This is a genomic window from Aquimarina pacifica, from assembly GCF_000520955.1.
GTDB classification, from domain to species: domain Bacteria; phylum Bacteroidota; class Bacteroidia; order Flavobacteriales; family Flavobacteriaceae; genus Aquimarina; species Aquimarina pacifica.
Window position 1 is genome coordinate 20142 of the sequence record NZ_JACC01000029.1, and the last position, 19219, is coordinate 39360.

Sequence of the window (19219 nt, forward strand, 5' to 3'; positions counted from 1 at the left end):
TTTTTTTATGTTTAAATCCTTTACTCTTCTTTAGCAAAAGAGAAAATTAGTTTCCTTATTTCAATATAATTTTTTCGGCATCTCCAAAGCTATCATAATTTGATGTAAGTACTTCTTCTCCTGATTCAAGTCCTTCAATTACCTCATAATATTTTGAGTTTTGTTTACCGATTTTGATAGCTCTTTTCCAAGCTGTCTCCCCAGAGCTGTCTACGACAAAAATCCATTGTCCTCCTGTACTCTGAAAAAAACTACCTCTGGGTAATAGCATAGCATCATTAGATGCTCCAAGTTGTAACTTAATTGTATAACTCTGCCCTGTTCGTATATTTTCAGGTTTTTTATCTACAAAAACCAGATCTACTTTAAATTTTCCATCACGTACTTCTGGATATACTTTGCGCAAGCGTAACGTATACTCTTGGCCATTACGATCCAATATGGCGGTCAGGTCCCGTTTTACTCTATCAATATAATGCTCATCTATGGTGGCTTCGATCTTATAATCGGTTAATACATTGATCTGACCAATTCTCTGACCTTGCTGAATGCTTTGTCCTATTTCGGCATCAAGAAACCCTAATTGGCCATCGGCCGGAGCTCGCACATTGAGGTGATCTATACGTTCATAGACCATAGACAAAGTTTTTTTCATTCGCGCCAAATCGTCATCGAGATCTTTTAATGATGTACTTCGCAACGTCTTGTCTTGATCCGTTTGCAGCTTAATGATTTCATATTGCTTTTGTGAAAGTTCATAATTTTCTTGAGATATCAAATATTCTTCTCTAGAAATTAACTCATCATCATATAGGGCTTTATTTTGTTCATAATTTCTCTTTAGCTTTTGAAGTTCATATTTTGAATTAACCAAATCTTTTCGACCTTCAACTTGTCTCGAATCGAATGTTAGTTTGGTTGATCTCAAATCATTCTGTTTGAGCGCTAGATTGTTTTCACTAGCTAATATTTGCTCATATAGTGCTCGATTCTCTAATGTTAATATAATATCTCCTTTTTTTACCATAGCCCCCTCTTCTATCAGCTTTTCGGTAACCCTACCTCCCTCATAGGCATCCATATAAATAGTACTAATAGGAGCTACAGAACCATTTATAGTAATATAGTCATCGAACTTGCCAAAAGATACTTCACTAATAGTTAGTTTTTGTTTTTCCGCTCTAAATGTCGTTGTAGAGCTTCCAAAAACCATTTTATAACCAACAAAAAACAATAAAATTCCTAAAGCAATATATCCTATATGCTTGGGGCGTAACCCTTTTTTCTTTTCAATTTTTATGTCCATTTTACTGTGCTCTATTAATATTAAATACTGGTAATCCTTTATAAAAATCTAAGGTACTCTCGTTTACCTTTAATCGTAAGTCGACTTGTAAATTCTCGTTTCGAGAATTAGCAAATAAATTTTTCGATTGATTAAGTTCTATAATACTTATCAACCCTTTTTCATATCGCTTTCTTGCAATATCAAATGCCAAAGTTTGTGCTTTCATTTTCTGGATACTCTGCTTAAATTCAGTTTTTAGTGCAGCACCTTCCTGCACTAGTTGCTGTATTATATCGTATAATTCTTGTTTCTGAATAGTATGGTTATTCTCTGCTCTCATAAGTGCTATTTTTTGCTGCTTTATCTGTGAGCGATTTGACCATCTATTACTAATAGGAATACTTAGTGAAACTCCGACATATTGAGATGCATTATCTTTAATTTGTGTTCTAAAAGGAATCACTGTATTCGTGTTTTCATCTTGATTTGTTTCATAATATCCTGTTTGATATCCCGCAAATAAAGAAAGTGAAGGGTAGAGATTCCCTCTGGCTACATGCACTTGTTTACTCGCAGCCTTAGCCCTTAATTCTTGAGCCTTAACCATAGGAACCACATCCTTTGCTATCCTAAAAATAGAATCCTGATCCTGAATTTGTTGATTTGAATTTTGATTCGTGTCCATTAAAACAGATTGAATAGAAATTGTTCCTGATCTGGTTAAGTTCATCTCCTGCATCAATGCTAATTTTGCCGATTCTAGGTTATTTTTGCTTTGCGTCACTAACAATTGATCTGCTAACAAAGCTGATTCGGTTTCGTATAAATCGGCCTTTGCCTTTTGGCCTAAGGACACCTGTCTTTTTACCAATTCATAATTCTTTTGAGAAACTTCCTCTTGTTCCTTTGAGATAGCAAATAACCCTTTCATAAACTGAACATCATAAAAAGCTGACATAACCCGGAATCCTAACAAATATTTTTGGTGTAGCGTTTCTTCTTCTGATGCCTGACGCAAAAACTTTGATGATCTAATCGAATTTATTTTTTGGAACCCTTGAAACAAATCAATTTCTGCAGCCAGCGAATAATTGTTTGAAAAAAAATCAGTGTTTACAAAACTATTATTATTCGGATCTACAGATCTTCCATATCGTATATTGTAATCAGAATACCCCGTTAGATTTGGCAATAAGTTACGGATAGATTGTCGATACGTTTCTTTATTTCCTTCTTGAGTATACTCAAAATCCTTAATTCCCAAATTATGCTCGATAGCATATCGTATGCAATCATCTAATGACCATGAATCCTGAGAATACAACACATTTGTAAGAATTATTAGAAGAAAAAATAAGTAGTTACTTTTGTTCGATATCATTTCTAAATACTTAAATAATATTTTTTGGTATCAACGTACTACTCTATTCTTATGCCAAAAAAATAAACATCACAAAATCAGTGTTTTAAATAAAAATTGAACCCTAATACATTTTCTGAATGTAAAATTATTATACAAATAGTGTCTAATAATTTTACAGTTTTATTGACTTATGAATTAAGATGTTTAGTTTTATACTTCCAACATAGTTTGATATGCAAGACGGTAAAATTTTAATTATTGATGATAATAAAAGTCTCTTAAGTGCTTTAGAGATTTTATTGCAATTCGAATTTAAGCATATTCAGTCCATTTCTAATCCAAATCAGATTTCGTCATTTCCCATAGAAGACTTTGATATTATTTTATTAGATATGAATTTTTCTGCAGGTGTAAATACTGGGAATGAAGGTTTATTCTGGTTGCGAGAAATTAAGAAAAAAGCTCCTCTTACAGCAGTTATTATGATGACTGCTTATGGCGCTGTTGATCTTGCCGTAAAAGCTTTGAAAGAGGGCGCCACAGATTTCATATTAAAACCATGGAATAACGAAAAACTATTGACCACTATAAAATCTGCTTTTTTATTACGAAAATCCTTAAAAGAAGTAAAAGAGCTAAAGCAAAAAGAAAATCATCTTAAGCAAATCATTAATCAGGATAGTTCATACATTATAGGTAACTCTAAGGTACTTATGTCTGTTCTTAATCTAGTTAGAAAAGTTGCAAAAACTGATGTTAATGTACTTATAACAGGTGAAAATGGTACCGGAAAAGAATTAATCGCGAGGGAATTACACCGTCTCTCATCCCGAAAAAAGGAAGTGTTTATAAGTGTCGATATGGGGTCTATCTCCGAAAGCCTTTTCGAAAGCGAGCTTTTTGGCCATACCAAAGGCTCTTTTACAGACGCAAAAGAAGATCGTGCTGGGAAATTTGAAGCTGCAAATAGTGGATCTTTATTTCTTGATGAAATTGGAAACTTGTCCTTACAAACTCAAGCCAAGCTACTATCTGCAATACAAAATAGAACCATTGTACGTGTAGGATCAAACAAAACTGTACCCGTTAATATTAGATTAATTTGTGCCACAAATTGTAACCTTAATCAAATGGTTGATGAAGGTATTTTTCGAGAAGATTTATTATACCGAATTAATACAATTCATATAGAAGTTCCTCCATTAAGAAAACGAGGTACTGATATTCTGATACTAGCTGATTTTTATTTAAAAAAATATGCTTCAAAATACGGTAAACCTTCTTTGAGAATGAACACTTCCGCAGAAGAAAAGTTATTAGATTATCGTTGGCCTGGCAATGTAAGAGAATTACAACATACTATAGAGAGAGCTGTTATATTATGTGAAGGAAATGTTCTAAAATCTGCAGACTTCTTGTTAAATACAAATGCAGGACATACACTAGATATGCAAGACAAAACATTAGACGAAATGGAAATCATGATGATAAATAAAGCACTCGAAAAACACAATGGTAATTATAGTGCAGCGGCTAATCAGTTAGGAATTTCTAGACAAACCTTATACAATAAAATAAAAAAAACAACACATAAGTGATAAGCCATATCTTTTATACCCGACTTATTCTTAGGATTACAGGCATTGTAATAACTGCATTACTTATAGCTTTTACTTTTTTTAAAGGGTTTTACGTACTTTCTTTTTTGATGTTGTTACTCCTCTTTTTGCAAACCATATATTTAATCAAAAGTCTTAATCGTACAAATCGAAAAATAGCGTATTTCTTTAATTCAGTAAAAAATGAAGACTATACATTGACATTTCCAGAAAGCGGTCATCCCGAATCATTAAATGAACTTCATGTACATCTTAATAGACTTAATGATACCATTCAAAAAATCCACATAAAAAATCAAACCCAGGAACAATATTATCAAGAAATTTTAAAACAAACTGAAATAGGTATTTTTACCTGTAATGACAAAGGCCATGTTCTTTTTAAAAATCCCAAGGTAGAAAAGTTACTCAACTATACTCCTCTTAATCATATCAAACAATTAACACAAGTTGACCCAAAGTTATACGAATTATTTACTCCTCTTAAATCTTTTGATCGTACACTTTTTAAACTTACTAATGAGCGAGAAACAATAGAGTTAGCTATTAAATCTACAAAAGTCATAGTAAATCATGAATCATTAAAACTAATCACCATTCAGGATATTCATAATGAATTGGATGAAAAAGAAACGGATTCCTGGATAAAACTTATTCGCGTATTAACTCATGAGATCATGAATTCTGTAACTCCTATTACATCTATTTCTGAATCAATCCTAGGGTATTATAAGAATGAAATTGGTATTATTCCTACACCACAAATTGATGATCAAAAAATTGCTAATACTGTAAAGGGACTCGAAGTGATCAAAAATCAAGGAAATGATCTCATGAGCTTTGTACAATCGTACAGAAGTTTTCTTAATGTTCCTATACCTGATAAGAAAATAATACTTGCAGATGAATTGTTAGAAAAAGTACGATTATTAATTGGTCAACAAAAAGGTTTTGCCAATATCACATTTACCCGTATTGCAAACAGCTCTAATCTTGAGATCTATGCCGATGAGAAGCAAATTACACAAATTCTTGTTAATCTAGCCAAAAACTCAATCCAGGCATTAGCAGATACAGATGCACCAATGTTACAATTTATTTCTGGCGTAACGACTGAAGGAAAAAAATATATAACTGTAAAGGATAATGGCCCGGGAATAACTCCAGAAATGATGTCTCAAATTTTTGTCCCCTTTTATACTACCAAAAAAGAAGGTACAGGAATCGGATTAAGCTTATCTAAGCAAATAATGCACTTACATAAAGGTAGATTAACGGTTCGCTCAATACCAAACGTAGAAACCTCTTTTAGCTTATTTTTTGAGTAATACAAATCCATGAATGCGTATTACTTCAATTTTAAAGTCAAAATTAAGGCATCAAAATAAAGGTCCTCGAGATTAGGTGTAATAATAACTTTATATGCCGTGTTCTCTATTACATAATACGATGATGTATTTGGATCTAATGTATTAGAATGAAGTGAAAGAATTTTTTTTATATAATCATTAATCAGTAACACCTCATCATAACTCACTTCTCGTCTATATGTCGGTTTATCACTTTTATATACCAAAAAATCACTCCTAAAACTTAAGGATTCTTTCTTACCATTAAGACGATTAAACTCAAAAGTAAAGTCTTTGGAGGCAAAAATTCTATTTATGTTATCTACCGATGGCTCAACAGTTCTAGCACAGCCGAGAATAAAAATAAAAGATAAAAACAATAACGTTCTCAGCATGAATAGAAATTTAACTACGCCTATTTGATTGAATTAAAATCCGTTAAACTATTTTAAGATACAAAAAATGCCCTAAAAAGACTGTTTTATATTGTCTTATTAAGGCATTCTATATACTTTTTTGAAAAACTAAATAAGTGTTAGGATATCATTTCACAGCTAAACGCTTAATGGATCCCTCAAAATCTATATCTTCTAGATTACTAATAAGTAGCCCAACTCCACCAGATTTTGAAGAAACGATATATTCTGTCTGAAATTTTCGTTCACTTTTATATGCTTTCAAATATTTTAGCTTGATAACCTTAGAAGTAGGTGTAAAGAAAAATCGACCGTGGATTCTTCGATATCTCACCTCTTGATTAGTAGCTTCATCTTTTAATTGATTATTCATAGCTTGCACAACTTTTGCTGCTCTATGCTCATCAAATTCATAAAAATCACACGTATAAATAAATACGTAGTTTGCAATATTATTTTGATCTGCAAAAATCTCATAATCTACCTTTTTCTCTTCGACCTTTTTTAATTCTTCTAAAGCCAGTTTTTTAAATTTAGAATCATTGGGAAGAGAATCCACTCTGCTTTTGAATTCTTCGGTAGACGTTTTTAGGTAACCACTTTTAAGAACAATCGTATTATTACGAAATTCAATCGTATTTTTTTTGTACTTAGAAAACTTGGACTCTTTGGGGACAAATTCGCAGCTAACAAGCAGAACTGCAATTAACATAAGTAGAATTTTTTTCATAAAGTATTTTTTCCGATTAATTATTAAACGTCTATTTTTTTTTACCTAGACATCTGATATGCAAGTTAATAAAAAAAACGTTTGAAAATAGCATTTAATCGGATTTATCGCGCTTTTTAACCATTGTTTAATCGAAAAACCTTGTTTTGGTCGACCAATCTGAAATCGATTTATCTAGCAATATCAATGGTTAACCCGTACAATAGATATGGAAATTGGTCAACCAAAATATTTTACTAATTTTTTGGGATTTTTTTGATTTTTTAATCTTTTTACCCAAAATTCATTGAATTTTTCTAAATTTTTTGTTCAAAAAAATCCTAATTATGCGCAAAGCGCGCGTAAAATTTTAAAACTTTTGACCTAATATGAATCTCTATTTTGACTATTTTTGAAAAGTATTCTATACCCAATCAACAGGATTTTTTAATACATCAACCAATCGTTCTTCTTCGCTCCCCTTCTCAGGTTGATGATCATACCTCCATTGTACATGAGGTGGTAGACTCATTAATATACTCTCTATTCGTCCGTTAGTTTTTAAACCAAATAGGGTGCCTTTGTCATGAACAAGATTAAACTCGACATAACGACCACGTCTAATTTCTTGCCATTCTCTTTCTGCTTTTGTGTAGGAAATTTCCATTCTTTTTTCTACAATAGGAATATAGGCATCAAGAAAGCTATTACCCACTTCGGTTACAAAGTCATACCATTTCTCTAATGACATAATATCATTTGCCTTACAATAATCAAAAAATAATCCTCCTATTCCTCTACCTTCTTCTCGGTGTGCATTATAGAAATACTCATCACACTTCTTTTTATAAAGTTCATAAAACGATGCATCATGACGATCACACGATCTTTTGCAAACCTGATGAAAATGTTTTGCATCCTCATCAAAAAGGTAATAAGGCGTCATATCCTGTCCTCCTCCGAACCAACAATCAACAATATTCCCTTCTTTATCATACATCTCAAAATATCGCCAATTGGCATGTACTGTAGGTACCATTGGGTTTTTGGGATGAAGAACCAATGATAAACCACAAGCAAAAAAATCTACTTCTCCTACATTAAAATAACTTTGCATAGCTTTTGGTAAAGCACCATGAACTCCAGAAATATTTACTCCTCCTTTTTCAAAAACATTGCCATTTTGGATTACTCGAGTTCTTCCTCCTCCACCCTCAGGACGCTCCCAAATATCTTCTTCGAATTTGGCTACTCCATCAATCTCCTCGATTGCAGAAGTAATTGTATCCTGAAGAACTTGTATGTAGTTATAAAACTTTTCTTTCATTTCTTTCTCTTTTCTTTTGAGGTTTTCAATTACAAAAACAAGGCTATTAAGAGGTTTTATTTGCTATTAACCCTTTTTCATCTAATATTCTAACGGTCTCTGTAGAGGCCGCAACAACAGATATTGGTAACGTGATTATAAAACCTAATATCGGAATAAAAAGCATCAAGACAAACACAATCCCATTACCTATAGCTATTCCTCGATTTTTTCTTACAAATTGAATACTTTCTTTGTAATTAAAATGGCGTTCCATCGTATAATCCATATTACCAAAACCAACATAATAGGCCTGAATCAAGAAAATCAATATGGTAGCAATAATTCCTATAACTGGGATAAAACTTAATAAAAGTAAAGGAATCATAAAGAGTAATTCTCTTAGCAAGTTGCGCATATTAATTCGAATCCCCCTGGCTAGTTGTTCGGCAAATGAGGTGGAGCGATGCACATGCTGTGTCTCTCCCAAAAGATGGTTTTCTACTTTTTCTGAAACAGGACTCATAAAAGGTGATGATAAGGCCATGACAATATGCTTATACAATACTAAACCTAATGTGAAAATCAAAAAACCACCGAAGTAGACACTTGCTTTTGCAAAGAATTCAGAACCCCATTCCCAGATCCAAGCTCTGGCAATCAAACCTCCTAAATTATCAGAAAAGAAATAGATCAATCCGACTATTGAAATTCCTATAATAACACTTATTAAAATCGGAATTGCAAAATATTTCCATAATCCTAATTTCGAAATTAACTTGAATGTACCGAAATATGCTTTTACGCCATTGATGATATTTTTGAACATAGATTATATATTTGATTGATTTACTAATTATAATACCGAAATAAATTATAAGTAGTTATTTATCACAATTTGTTTCACCAGCACCTTATAAAAACGTGTATTTTATAAAAAATATGGATTACTCCTAATCTATAATCCTATCAAATCCATCAAGAGATTCTCTATTTTATACTTTATACTCTTTTACTGCATCCACAAATGCTTGCGCATTCTCTACAGGAATATTTGGTAAAATACCATGACCCAAATTAGCAATATATCGATCTTTACCAAAGGCATCTATCATTTCTTTTACCATCTTTTTGATCTCTGCCGGTGGTGATAATAACCTAGAAGGGTCAAAATTACCTTGCAAAGTAATATTACCACCGCTAAGATAGCGCGCATTACGGGCAGAACATGTCCAATCTACTCCCAAAGCTGCAGCACCAGAATTCGCCATTTCTTGTAGAGCAAACCAACATCCTTTACCAAAAACTATAACTTCTGTTTCATCCTTTAACGCATCGACAATTTGCTGTATATATTTCCATGAAAATTCTTGATAATCGACAGGAGAGAGCATCCCTCCCCAACTATCGAATACCTGAACGGCATTTACTCCTGCTACTACCTTGGCTTTTAAATAAGCAATTGTTGTATCTGTTATTTTCTGCAATAATTTATGAGCTGCCTCTGGGTGAGAAAAACAAAGTTCTTTGGCTTTATCAAAATTTTTGGATCCTTGACCTTGCACAGCATAACATAAAATTGTCCACGGTGAACCTGCAAACCCTATTAAAGGTACTCGATTATCTAAACGCTCTTTGGTAAGTTTTATAGCATCAAATACATATCCTAATTCTTCGTGTACGTCTGGCACAATAACTTGATCTACATCAGCCAAAGATCGCACTGGATTTGGCAACCAAGGACCGATCCCATCTTTCATTTCAACTTCGATATTCATTGCTTGAGGAATCACCAATATATCACTAAACAAAATAGCAGCATCAGGACCAATGATATCAATAGGCTGTACTGTAATTTCTGAAGCTAATTCTGGAGTTCTACATCGCGTAAAAAAGTCATATTTTGCTTTTAAAGCTCTAAATTCTGGTAAATATCTCCCTGCCTGGCGCATCATCCATACTGGTGGACGATCTACCGTTTCTCCTTTTAGCGCTCTTAAGAACAGATCATTTTTTAATTGTGTCATATTAATTTTTAATATTTTCGAAATACAGTAGATCCCTATATTTCATTTTTTACATATTCATTTATTCTCAAAATACTTTGCTGCTTGAACAATCACATTCTCAACAGTTGGTTTGTTCGCGATAATTATCTCGGCTTCTGTGTGCCTTTGAACTTCTGCAGCGGTTGTTTTTCCGATACAAAATGCAACACTATCTTTAATTTTATTTTCTAAAGTATAACTAACAACGGCAGACGGGCTAAAAAATAAAATTCCATCAAAAAAACGATCAAATGACCTATATTCTAATGATGTTTTATATACAATCTGTTCATTAAACTTTATGTCATTCCTGTTCAAATAATCGGGTAATTCGTCTCTGCGCAAGTTTCCACAAAAAAACGAAAATGAATGATTTTTATATTTTTTGACGATAATTTTTGCCAAATCCAATGCATTTTGAGCAGTTTCGACAACGGTATACCCATTTTCTTCTAAGAGGTTTTTGGTATTAGAACCTACACAAAAACAATTCTGAATCTTTGCTTTTGCATTCTGAATAACTCTTACGGCATTCTTACTTGTAAAAATAGCATTCTCTACTTCGATAGCTGTTTCGATGGTGTATTGCTCAATCAAAATAGCATCATATGCTACATATCCTAATCCTGCATTGAGTAATAACTCTTTTTGAGAGCTTGTTAATTTTTTGGTAGATAAAAGCGTATTTTGTTTTTTCAATTTATCCTATCTGTTCTTTTATCTCTTTCATTAATTGTCGCCCACCATTATTCAAAATTTCTTTAGCACAAATTTCACCAAAACCTTGGCTATCTTCTATTGCTATTTCTCTATTAACTTCTATTTTTTTCTTTCCGTTAAGACTAAATAGGGCTCCCGTAAAATAAAGTGTATCTTTTTTAATTTGTGCTAACGCCCCTATAGGCGCGGTGCATCCTCCTTCTAAGGTTCTAAGAAACTCTCTTTCTATATGTACGCACGTTTTTGAAGGTATATGATTCAAATTAGACAACGCTTTCCTACAGTATGTGTCTTCGTCTTTTGCTACAACAAGCATTGCCCCTTGCGCTGGCGCAGGAATCATCCAATCTAAATCTATAAAATTCTCAGGCTTGAGATGAATTCGTTCTAATCCTGCTGCCGCAAAAATAGCTCCGTTCCACTCACTATCCGACAATTTTTTCATCCTAGTATTCACATTCCCACGCAAATCTACAACATGATGTGAAGGGTACTTATGTAACCACTGGGCTTTTCTACGCAGACTACCTGTGGCAATAGTTCCCGAGGTTTTTAAAAAATCTGTCCCTTTATGCACCATAATATCCAGAACATTTGCTCGTTCTAATACGGCTGCTTCTACAATTCCTTTTGGTAAGGCCGTAGGAACGTCTTTCATTGAGTGTACTGCTATATCAATATCATTATTGAGCATCGCAACATCTAGTGTTTTGGTAAAAATCCCTGTAATACCAAGTTCATACAAGGGTACATCCAAAACTAAATCTCCTGTAGACTTCACCGGGATAAGTTTCGTACTATATCCCAAATTCTCTAGATGATCCTTTACTGTATTTGCTTGCCAAAGGGCTAATTCACTATCTCTGGTACCTATACGTATTGTTTTGGTCAAGGCTTATTTGTTTTGTAATTGAAAAACTTTTTGGATAAACTCTATACTTTCATCTGCAGATGCATTCTCATTTCTAAGGTGATGTGCAAATTGATTGGTAATTTTTTGAATGATACGATCACTTATAATATCTGCATGCTGCTCATTAAAACCTACTATCTTTTTGCGTTGAAGATCAATTTCAGCATCTTTTAATACAGTCAATTTGTTTTTAAGTGCCTTGATTGTTGGAGCAAATTTTCTCGTGGTTAACCATGCATCAAACTCTTCTTTTATTTCCTCAATAATTTGCTCTGCTTTTGGAATTTGGCTTTTTCTTCGCTTTAAGGTCCTATCTGTCATCTTAGAAAGATCATCTAAATGTACAAGAGTTACATTTGGCAACTCTTTTACATCTAGTGCTACATTTCTTGGTATTGATAAATCAAGTATAAGCAATGGCTCATCAGAGTGAATCAATTGCTTTGAGATCGTTGGTTTCTGTGCTCCGGTAGCTACGATAAGTACATCAGATTTTTTGATTTCGGATTGAATATTAGCATAGTCCTTAACCACTAGGTTAAATTTTCCGGCGATCTTTTCTGCTTTATTTTTTGTTCTATTGATCAATGTGATGTGATCATTCTTGGTATGCTTTATTAGATTTTCGCATGTATTTCTGCCTATTTTTCCTGTGCCAAAAAGCAGTAAGTTTTTATCCGAAACATATGGTACCCTTGCAAGAATGTATTGTACGGCAGCAAAACTTACCGAAGTAGCGCCACTAGAAATTTCAGTCTCGTTTTTAATGCGCTTACTTGCCTGAATAACTGCATTGACCAACCTTTCGGTAAATGGATTGACCATTTCTTTTTCCTTAGACTGCTTAAAACCATTCTTTATTTGGCTAATGATCTCAAAATCCCCAAGAATTTGACTATCCAAACCTGTTCCTACTCTAAAAAGATGAGAAACTGCAATACTATTTTTATAGATATAAGAAACTTTTTCAAACTCTTCTACAGTCCCGTGAGTATGCTCGCATAGTAGTTTGATTAGCTGGAAAGGGTGTTCTGCAAAGCCATATAATTCGGTCCTATTACATGTAGAGATTAAAATTAAGGAATCAATACCTTCATCCTTTGCCTCATCTAGTATATTGACTTTGGCCTCATCAGTAATACTAAAGTGCCCCCTTAGCTCGGCATCAGCCTTTTTATAGCTGAGTCCTATGGCATAAAAATGTTTTCCTTTTGCTCGAAGGTGGGGCTCCATGTATTGTGTATTCTTTTTTACCCAGCAAAAATATTTTACATTGGCTTAAAAAAATAACGCTAGAGGATTTTTTAATAACAAAAAACGTTAACTTTAGTAATTCTATGACGGCAGACGCTCCAAAACCAGCATTATTAGTTGGTAAAGAGCTCTTTTATTGTTAAATTATTTAGATCTATTCTAAATAACATTCTTTTTTAACTATGGATATTGAACTAAAAAATAACGCTCCAGGAATTCTTGAAGAAACTAAAATTGATGATGGATTCTTTATTTTAAAATTTCAAAATGACACCCCAGAAAATAAAAGTCTTGTTCGCGAAATTGGTAGCGATTTTATTCAATTTCACTTCTGTCTTAAAGGTGCTGTCAAATTTAATTTTAATAACGGAAGCTACGCTATTAACTTGACAGAAGAAAACTCGCTTCTACTTTATAACCCTCAACTTGATCTACCGATGAATGTTGAGATGGAAAAAGACTCCTGGTTAATTACGCTTATTATTTCGATTAAAAAGTTTCATTCCCTATTTTCTAGAGAAGCAGACTTTATTCCGTTTCTTGGTGAAGGAAATCGCGATAAAAAATATTACACAGACGCGGTTATTTCTCCATCAATGGCAGTTGTACTAAATCAAATCATGAACTATAGTTTACATAAATCGATCAAATTATTATATTTCAGAGGCAAGGCTTATGAACTGATTAGTTTGTATTTTAATAAACCAGAAGATGTCAATATAGAGCAGTGCCCATTTTTGGTTGATGAAGAAAATGTGTTAAAAATTAGAAAAGCCAAAGAAATTGTTATTGCTCGTATGGCAGAACCTCCTACACTGCAAGAATTGTCTAATGAAATAGGACTATCGCTCAAAAAACTAAAAGATGGTTTTAAACAAATATATGGGGAGCCTGTTTATGCATTTTTATTTGATTATAAAATGGAAGTTGCCCGTAAATTACTAGCCTCAAGAAGCTATAATGTAAATGAAGTAGGGTTGAAAGTAGGATATAGTACAGCAAGTCATTTTATTGCCGCATTTAAAAAGAAATTTGGTACAACTCCAAAAAAATATGTTACCAGCCTAAATTAATTAAATCACTGTAAGTTACTCTGTCTTGGGGATGCCTATACCCTTTTGCAAAGAAACAATAGAATCATACATTCCTCTATCTTGCTCAGGAGTTTCTGCAGCTACGACAGTTACAAATTCATACTTTTTTAATAAGTCTAAAACAAAAGGTAATTTCTCTTTTTCGACATCTAAGATTATTCGTTTCATGTGTTCTAAATATTTAGTTATTATAGTCACATAAAACCTTGAGCCATTATCATTCTAATCGACCTAGGTTTCATCAGTTGCTTTTCTCTTATAAAAGTACTAAAAAAAAACACTTGTCTTTTGGTTTTTTGTAATTTAACTTAATTAACAATGTCAATGTTCACATCTTGACATTTCAACCTTTTTTACATCAATATTTTCTATGACAAGAGCTCCTTATCCAAAAGAAGTTTTAGCATTAACATTAGACATGTATAGATAAAAAAACTTACGATACCCTACTCCTAAACCATCCTTTATGGTAATACTTAAATTCTCTATGCCAGTATTGACAAGTCTTATCATTTTTTTAGCACCAATACTTCTATTAGTTCGTATTTTTGTTTATTGAAAAAGAAAAAGTTTATGAGTAAAGGAGTTCTTCTTGTTAATCTTGGATCACCTGACAGTACTGATCCCAAAGATGTAAAAAAATATCTTGGTGAATTTTTGATGGATCCCCGAGTAATTGATGTTCCCTTATGGGCACGAATACTTCTTGTAAAAGGAATTATCCTGAATACCCGGCCAAAAAAATCAGCAGCAGCTTATAAAAAAATATGGTGGGACGAAGGGTCTCCTCTAATCGTATTATCAGAACGGTTACAGAAAAAAGTTGCAGATCGTACACCAATAACAGTAGGATTAGCAATGCGCTACGGGTCGATGAGTATAAAAAAAGGGCTTCAAGAGTTACACGATAAAGGTGTTAATGAAGTAATGATTATCCCACTCTATCCGCAGTTTGCGATGGCAACTACAGAAACGATTTTGGTACTTGCAGAAGAATTACGGTCTACTCATTTTCCTGAAATGAAATTTATTGATATTCCTGCATTTTACAACAAACCTGAGTATATCAAAGTTCTTTCAAAAAGTATTGGTGAACACCTAGAAAATCTAGATTACGAACATCTACTATTTTCCTATCATGGTGTTCCTGAGCGACACATACGAAAAAGTGATGTTACAAAATCTCATTGCCAAATTGATGGATCTTGTTGTCATGCAGCTGAAACTCCTGCACATGAATTTTGCTATCGTCACCAATGCTATACCACGACAAAAAATGTAGCTAAAACCTTAGGGCTAAAAGAGGGAACCTATTCAACCTCGTTTCAATCTCGTTTAGGTTTTGATCCATGGTTACAACCTTATACAGATAGAACCATCGAACGCATGGGGAAAGAAGGTGTTAAAAAAATGGCCATTGTCACCCCAGCTTTTGTATCAGATTGTCTTGAGACCTTAGAGGAAATAGCCATGGAAGGAGAGGAAATTTTTCATGAGGTTGGTGGTAAAGAATTTACAACCATTCCTTGTCTAAATGACCGTGATGACTGGGCTTCAATTTTAGCAAACTGGATCAATGATTGGGCTGAGACCAAAACAGAACTTGTATAATGACAAAGACCGTCTCTGACGCCTTAGGAATCGAACCGATAGGAAAACTCTTGATAAAACAAGCAGTTCCTGCTTCTGTAGGGATATTAGTGATGTCACTCAATGTGCTCATTGACTCTATTTTTGTCGGAAATTGGATTGGTTCTATTGCTTTTGCAGCAATTAATGTAGTATTACCAGTATCTTTCTTTATTGGCGCATTAGGGATGTCTGTTGGTGTTGGTGGTTCTAGTATTATTTCAAGAGCCTTGGGAGCGGGAGACAAAGAAAAAGCCCTCAAAACCTTCGGAAACCAAATTACTATTGCCTTACTTCTAATGGTGTCTTTAGTGATTTTGGGACTTGTCTTTGTAGATGACATCATTCCTAATTTTGGAGGCAAAGGTGATATTTTTGAACCTGCAAAAATATATTATACCATTATTCTATACGGGGTCCCGATTCTGGGTTTTGCTATGTTAGGCAATACAGTAATCAGAGCAGAGGGTAAGCCCAAATTTGCAATGGTCGCTATGATCATTCCTACGGTAAGCAATTTATTTCTGGATTATCTTCTTATTTATGTATTTGATATGGGAATGCATGGAGCCGCATGGGCAACAACAGGATCATATATGGCTTGTTTTCTCTATATTTTTTGGTTTTTTGCTTCAAAAAATTCTGAATTAAAAATTAGTTTTCGCCATCTGGGACTACAAAAGAGTATTGTAGGTGAAATCACGTCTTTAGGCGGCGTAACCATGGCAAGACAAGCAGTCGTAAGTATTACATATCTGCTTATGAACAACATACTTTTTGATCTTGGGCAAGAAGGACTTGTTGCCGTATACGCTATTATCGGTAGAATGTTGATGTTTGCTTTATTTCCTGTTTTTGGTGTTACGCAAGGATTTTTGCCAATTGCGGGATACAATTACGGGGCTAAGCATTATGAACGTGTTCGAGAGACAATCAATACAGCCATAAAATATGCAGCTATCTTAGCTACTTTAGTTTTTATAGGATTAATGATTTTTCCTGTAGAAATAACGGCGTTGTTTTTAAGTAACGACACGAATCTTCCGGCAAAAGAATTGGCCCTAAATGAGTTTGTTCTTTCTCATACAGCAACTCCTATGCGATGGGTATTTGCCGCAACACCAATTATTGCATTACAACTTATTGGTGCTGCATATTTTCAGGCAGCCGGTAAAGCCTTACCTGCATTATTACTTACATTATCAAGGCAAGGATTTTTCTTCATTCCCTTGATATTAATTTTACCCAAATTTTATGGGGAACTAGGTGTTTGGATCTCATTTCCTATTGCTGATGTTTTATCAACGATCGTAACAGGTTATTTTCTGAATCGCGAAATCAGAACAAAACTTGTCACGAGAGAATCTGCTACTTGATTTTTATATTGGTTTGATGTAGCCCTTTTTCTTTGAGATATGCATACAGTTCATCTTGTTGCCCTACTTTGGCATGATGTAATAATGTAAAGCCATGAGGACCTCTGGCAAAAATTAAATTCGGGTAGGCCTCTAGAGTTGGTTTTACTAATGTTATTTTACCAAGCATAGTAAGTGTAAAGAGGGTCACTCTAGCTCCTTGGCTAATTAAATATTCTGCGATTTCAGTATTACCGACATGCGCTGCCCCTTCTATGGCTTCTTCAAAATCTCCATTTCCCCAATCATAACGACTATGGATCAAATTGGGGTGCTCCGTCAACATTTTTTGTACTTTTTGTAAATCCTTATGACCGGCTATTACAAATTCTTTGACTAATTTGATATCATACGGCTCGTATTCTTGTATCGATTGAGAAAATATCGCATTTGGACTCATGCTGGCCAATGCAACACCTGTAACCGCTCTTGTTATAAATGTCTTTCTATTCATGCTATTAATTTCTTGTGGTTGCTGCTTTACTTATAATTTTCCATGCACCCTCTATGCGTTTAAGCAGGAAGATGTCAATATATACTTTGCTGTTTTTGGTTTGTGTAATTTCTGCTTTTGCCATGGCGATATCATTTTCAATATCTACAGCAAGGATCTTCCCCTTTCTTCCGTTAAAAACGTCTTTTTCTCGCTTGGCAAACCAACCGGCATACTCAACAATAGGAACGATCCATAAACTTTTTTCTTTATTGGTGAGATATAAATTCGCATCCTCATGAAATCCTTTTTTGATTTGTTCGGGTCGATTGTAGGAAGTACCTTGGAGATAATTTTGTAATGTCTCTTGAATTTGATCATACGCTGACTGAGAAAAAAGTGAGTAGCTATTGAGTAGGATGAGTAATAAAAATAATTGCTTCATGTTTTTTTGTGTTTTGCTAAAAATTAGGTTCATTTTTGATTCTTATAATTTTTCCATTAACCTCATCGGTCAGAAGATATAGTTTTCCTGCGGGGCTTTGCAGCACTTTTCGTGCCCGAACCCGATCATCAACAAATAATTCTTCGGCGCTCTTTATGGTATCATTTTCAATTCGAAATCGCCAAAGACTTCCTCTGGATAATCCTGAAACCAATAGGTCATTTTTCCATGCTGGAAATTCGTGCGACGTACAAAAAACAAGACCCGTAGGTGCTACCGTATGTTTCCAGTACCAAATAGGATCTGTAAAATCAACATCTTCAGGAATTTTTGGTTTGAACTCCTTACTGCGATACCCTCCTGTGGTGATCAATGGCCACCCATAATTAGCACCTGCTTTTAGAATATTAATTTCATCTCCTTGCATGGTGCCATGCTCACTAAACCAGAGTTTACCTGTTTCTGGATGTAATGTGATGCCTTGTGCAGCTCGAATTCCTGAAGCATAAATTCCTTTGACCATATTTTCGCCCAAAACGGGATTATCATGAGGGATACTGCCATCAGTATTAATGCGATATATCTTGCCTCGTCTATCGGTTAGGTCTTGTGCAATTGGTGTTTCGGGTTCATCAATTTCTTTAAAAAGTCGTTCTCCCACGGTAATGTATAATTTTTGATCAGCCCCAAATGTCATTCCGCCACCATAATGAAAATACTCTTTGGTATAGGGACCTGCCTCTAGTAATGTTTTAATACTCGTAAGAGAATCATTGATCAGCGTTCCTCTAATCACCTTAGTCGTACTGCCTTTATTTTTTTGTTTGGCAGCATAAGAAACATATAGATGATGATTATTCTTAAAATCTGGGTCTAGCAAAACATCAAAAATTCCCGAATTATCACCCCGCCAAATGGCACGAATACTATCGGTAAGATCTCTGGGAAACCCTTTAATAATCTTTTTTTCTGAAGTGTCGAAATATACTCGTAACAGGTTACCATCTTTTTCTGAAACCACCACATCTTTTTCTGAGATAAAAGCCATACTCCAAGGGTGTTTCAACCCTTCGACAATTATTTCTTTTACAGGGTTTGTTTTTATGGACTGCTTAGGCTTTGTAGTTTTAGCACATCCAATAATACATACTATACATGGTAGAAATATCCATATGAATCTGTTCATGTTTTTGAATTTGATAATTTTGACTGCAAAGT

The 19219-nt window shown here is 34.0% G+C and carries 20 protein-coding genes; 5 read left to right on the forward strand and 15 right to left on the reverse strand.

All coding sequences use genetic code 11. The features are described from left to right. Positions 1-55: 55 nt before the first annotated feature. Together DZ60_RS0114770 and DZ60_RS0114775 are read right to left on the reverse strand one after the other, a co-directional pair. Entirely contained in the window at positions 56-1306 is a 1251-nt protein-coding gene (locus tag DZ60_RS0114770; RefSeq protein WP_025742815.1) for an efflux RND transporter periplasmic adaptor subunit, read from the reverse strand. Between the two features lies 1 nt (position 1307). After that, entirely contained in the window at positions 1308-2669 is a 1362-nt protein-coding gene (locus tag DZ60_RS0114775) for a TolC family protein (protein WP_051477665.1), read from the reverse strand. Between the two features lie 215 nt (positions 2670-2884). Here DZ60_RS0114775 and DZ60_RS0114780 point away from each other — a divergent pair, with 215 nt between their 5' ends. Together DZ60_RS0114780 and DZ60_RS0114785 are read left to right on the forward strand one after the other, a co-directional pair. Then, positions 2885-4249 carry a sigma-54-dependent transcriptional regulator gene (locus tag DZ60_RS0114780; RefSeq protein ID WP_025742817.1) on the forward strand — a complete coding sequence of 455 codons (1365 nt, stop codon included), beginning with the start codon at positions 2885-2887 and terminating at the stop codon, positions 4247-4249. After that, entirely contained in the window at positions 4246-5598 is a 1353-nt protein-coding gene (locus tag DZ60_RS0114785; protein WP_025742818.1) for a sensor histidine kinase, read from the forward strand. Before DZ60_RS0114780 ends, DZ60_RS0114785 begins: the two co-directional genes overlap by 4 nt. A 20-nt stretch (positions 5599-5618) precedes the next feature. On the opposite strand, the gene DZ60_RS0114790 is transcribed toward DZ60_RS0114785, so the two are convergent. The 8 genes from DZ60_RS0114790 to hemA all read right to left on the reverse strand — a co-directional run bounded on the left by DZ60_RS0114790 (position 5619) and on the right by hemA (position 12964). Beyond that, positions 5619-6014 (reverse strand): hypothetical protein, encoded by a 396-nt coding sequence (locus DZ60_RS0114790; RefSeq protein ID WP_025742819.1) that lies wholly within the window; start codon positions 6012-6014, stop codon positions 5619-5621. 148 nt (positions 6015-6162) lie between these two features. After that, positions 6163-6765, reverse strand: coding sequence for a hypothetical protein (locus tag DZ60_RS0114795; RefSeq protein ID WP_025742820.1), 603 nt, complete (start codon positions 6763-6765; stop codon positions 6163-6165). 403 nt (positions 6766-7168) lie between these two features. Continuing rightward, complete coding sequence (gene hemF, locus DZ60_RS0114800; protein WP_025742821.1) at positions 7169-8071, reverse strand: oxygen-dependent coproporphyrinogen oxidase; 903 nt, start codon at positions 8069-8071, stop codon at positions 7169-7171. A 46-nt stretch (positions 8072-8117) separates the two neighbouring features. Next, positions 8118-8879, reverse strand: a complete 762-nt coding sequence (locus DZ60_RS0114805) for an EI24 domain-containing protein (RefSeq protein WP_025742822.1) — start codon at positions 8877-8879, stop codon at positions 8118-8120. A 166-nt stretch (positions 8880-9045) separates the two neighbouring features. Next, positions 9046-10077: a uroporphyrinogen decarboxylase gene (gene hemE / locus DZ60_RS0114810; RefSeq protein ID WP_025742823.1), complete on the reverse strand. Its 1032-nt coding sequence runs from the start codon at positions 10075-10077 to the stop codon at positions 9046-9048. 57 nt (positions 10078-10134) lie between these two features. Beyond that, positions 10135-10797, reverse strand: a complete 663-nt coding sequence (locus DZ60_RS0114815) for a uroporphyrinogen-III synthase (protein WP_025742824.1) — start codon at positions 10795-10797, stop codon at positions 10135-10137. Between the two features lies 1 nt (position 10798). Continuing rightward, positions 10799-11710: a hydroxymethylbilane synthase gene (gene hemC / locus DZ60_RS0114820; protein ID WP_025742825.1), complete on the reverse strand. Its 912-nt coding sequence runs from the start codon at positions 11708-11710 to the stop codon at positions 10799-10801. A 3-nt stretch (positions 11711-11713) separates the two neighbouring features. Then, positions 11714-12964, reverse strand: a complete 1251-nt coding sequence (gene hemA / locus DZ60_RS0114825; protein WP_025742826.1) for a glutamyl-tRNA reductase — start codon at positions 12962-12964, stop codon at positions 11714-11716. A 203-nt stretch (positions 12965-13167) separates the two neighbouring features. Here hemA and DZ60_RS0114830 point away from each other — a divergent pair, with 203 nt between their 5' ends. Beyond that, complete coding sequence (locus tag DZ60_RS0114830) at positions 13168-14058, forward strand: helix-turn-helix transcriptional regulator (RefSeq protein WP_025742827.1); 891 nt, start codon at positions 13168-13170, stop codon at positions 14056-14058. A 15-nt stretch (positions 14059-14073) separates the two neighbouring features. Here DZ60_RS0114830 and DZ60_RS25265 read toward each other — a convergent pair whose 3' ends face one another. Both DZ60_RS25265 and DZ60_RS25695 read right to left on the reverse strand, forming a co-directional pair. Beyond that, entirely contained in the window at positions 14074-14247 is a 174-nt protein-coding gene (locus DZ60_RS25265) for a hypothetical protein (protein ID WP_161634427.1), read from the reverse strand. A gap of 216 nt (positions 14248-14463) precedes the next feature. Next, the gene (locus DZ60_RS25695; protein ID WP_262482388.1) at positions 14464-14592 is read right to left on the reverse strand and encodes a hypothetical protein; all 129 of its coding nucleotides are present in this window, start codon (positions 14590-14592) and stop codon (positions 14464-14466) included. Between the two features lie 60 nt (positions 14593-14652). On the opposite strand from DZ60_RS25695, the gene hemH reads away from it, so the two are divergent. After that, entirely contained in the window at positions 14653-15690 is a 1038-nt protein-coding gene (hemH, locus tag DZ60_RS0114845; RefSeq protein ID WP_025742828.1) for a ferrochelatase, read from the forward strand. Beyond that, positions 15690-17084 carry an MATE family efflux transporter gene (locus DZ60_RS0114850; RefSeq protein ID WP_025742829.1) on the forward strand — a complete coding sequence of 465 codons (1395 nt, stop codon included), beginning with the start codon at positions 15690-15692 and terminating at the stop codon, positions 17082-17084. Before hemH ends, DZ60_RS0114850 begins: the two co-directional genes overlap by 1 nt. Here the strand turns inward: DZ60_RS0114850 and DZ60_RS23160 are convergent. From DZ60_RS23160 to DZ60_RS0114865, 3 genes are read right to left on the reverse strand one after another with little or no spacing between them, the layout of a single operon-like run. After that, a complete protein-coding gene (locus DZ60_RS23160) occupies positions 17077-17577 on the reverse strand; it encodes a hypothetical protein (RefSeq protein WP_025742830.1) in 501 nt (166 codons plus the stop codon). The genes DZ60_RS0114850 and DZ60_RS23160 overlap by 8 nt on opposite strands. Before the next feature lie 4 nt (positions 17578-17581). Further along, positions 17582-18001 (reverse strand): nuclear transport factor 2 family protein, encoded by a 420-nt coding sequence (locus DZ60_RS0114860; protein ID WP_161634428.1) that lies wholly within the window; start codon positions 17999-18001, stop codon positions 17582-17584. A 16-nt stretch (positions 18002-18017) separates the two neighbouring features. After that, a complete protein-coding gene (locus DZ60_RS0114865) occupies positions 18018-19187 on the reverse strand; it encodes a PQQ-dependent sugar dehydrogenase (protein ID WP_206538656.1) in 1170 nt (389 codons plus the stop codon). Between the last annotated feature and the right edge of the window lie 32 nt (positions 19188-19219).

What these genes read in the sequence shown, in the direction of transcription:
- DZ60_RS0114865 (WP_206538656.1), bottom strand. Translation starts at nt 19,187, where the DNA reads ATGAACAGATTCATATGGATATTTCTACCATGTATAGTATGTATTATT.
- DZ60_RS25265 (WP_161634427.1), bottom strand. Translation starts at nt 14,247, where the DNA reads ATGAAACGAATAATCTTAGATGTCGAAAAAGAGAAATTACCTTTTGTT.
- DZ60_RS0114805 (WP_025742822.1), bottom strand. Translation starts at nt 8,879, where the DNA reads ATGTTCAAAAATATCATCAATGGCGTAAAAGCATATTTCGGTACATTC.
- DZ60_RS0114780 (WP_025742817.1), top strand. Translation starts at nt 2,885, where the DNA reads ATGCAAGACGGTAAAATTTTAATTATTGATGATAATAAAAGTCTCTTA.
- hemE (WP_025742823.1), bottom strand. Translation starts at nt 10,077, where the DNA reads ATGACACAATTAAAAAATGATCTGTTCTTAAGAGCGCTAAAAGGAGAA.
- DZ60_RS0114795 (WP_025742820.1), bottom strand. Translation starts at nt 6,765, where the DNA reads ATGAAAAAAATTCTACTTATGTTAATTGCAGTTCTGCTTGTTAGCTGC.
- hemA (WP_025742826.1), bottom strand. Translation starts at nt 12,964, where the DNA reads ATGGAGCCCCACCTTCGAGCAAAAGGAAAACATTTTTATGCCATAGGA.
- DZ60_RS0114850 (WP_025742829.1), top strand. Translation starts at nt 15,690, where the DNA reads ATGACAAAGACCGTCTCTGACGCCTTAGGAATCGAACCGATAGGAAAA.
- DZ60_RS0114775 (WP_051477665.1), bottom strand. Translation starts at nt 2,669, where the DNA reads ATGATATCGAACAAAAGTAACTACTTATTTTTTCTTCTAATAATTCTT.
- DZ60_RS25695 (WP_262482388.1), bottom strand. Translation starts at nt 14,592, where the DNA reads ATGATAAGACTTGTCAATACTGGCATAGAGAATTTAAGTATTACCATA.
- DZ60_RS0114830 (WP_025742827.1), top strand. Translation starts at nt 13,168, where the DNA reads ATGGATATTGAACTAAAAAATAACGCTCCAGGAATTCTTGAAGAAACT.
- DZ60_RS0114790 (WP_025742819.1), bottom strand. Translation starts at nt 6,014, where the DNA reads ATGCTGAGAACGTTATTGTTTTTATCTTTTATTTTTATTCTCGGCTGT.
- DZ60_RS0114770 (WP_025742815.1), bottom strand. Translation starts at nt 1,306, where the DNA reads ATGGACATAAAAATTGAAAAGAAAAAAGGGTTACGCCCCAAGCATATA.
- DZ60_RS0114860 (WP_161634428.1), bottom strand. Translation starts at nt 18,001, where the DNA reads ATGAAGCAATTATTTTTATTACTCATCCTACTCAATAGCTACTCACTT.
- hemH (WP_025742828.1), top strand. Translation starts at nt 14,653, where the DNA reads ATGAGTAAAGGAGTTCTTCTTGTTAATCTTGGATCACCTGACAGTACT.
- DZ60_RS23160 (WP_025742830.1), bottom strand. Translation starts at nt 17,577, where the DNA reads ATGAATAGAAAGACATTTATAACAAGAGCGGTTACAGGTGTTGCATTG.
- hemF (WP_025742821.1), bottom strand. Translation starts at nt 8,071, where the DNA reads ATGAAAGAAAAGTTTTATAACTACATACAAGTTCTTCAGGATACAATT.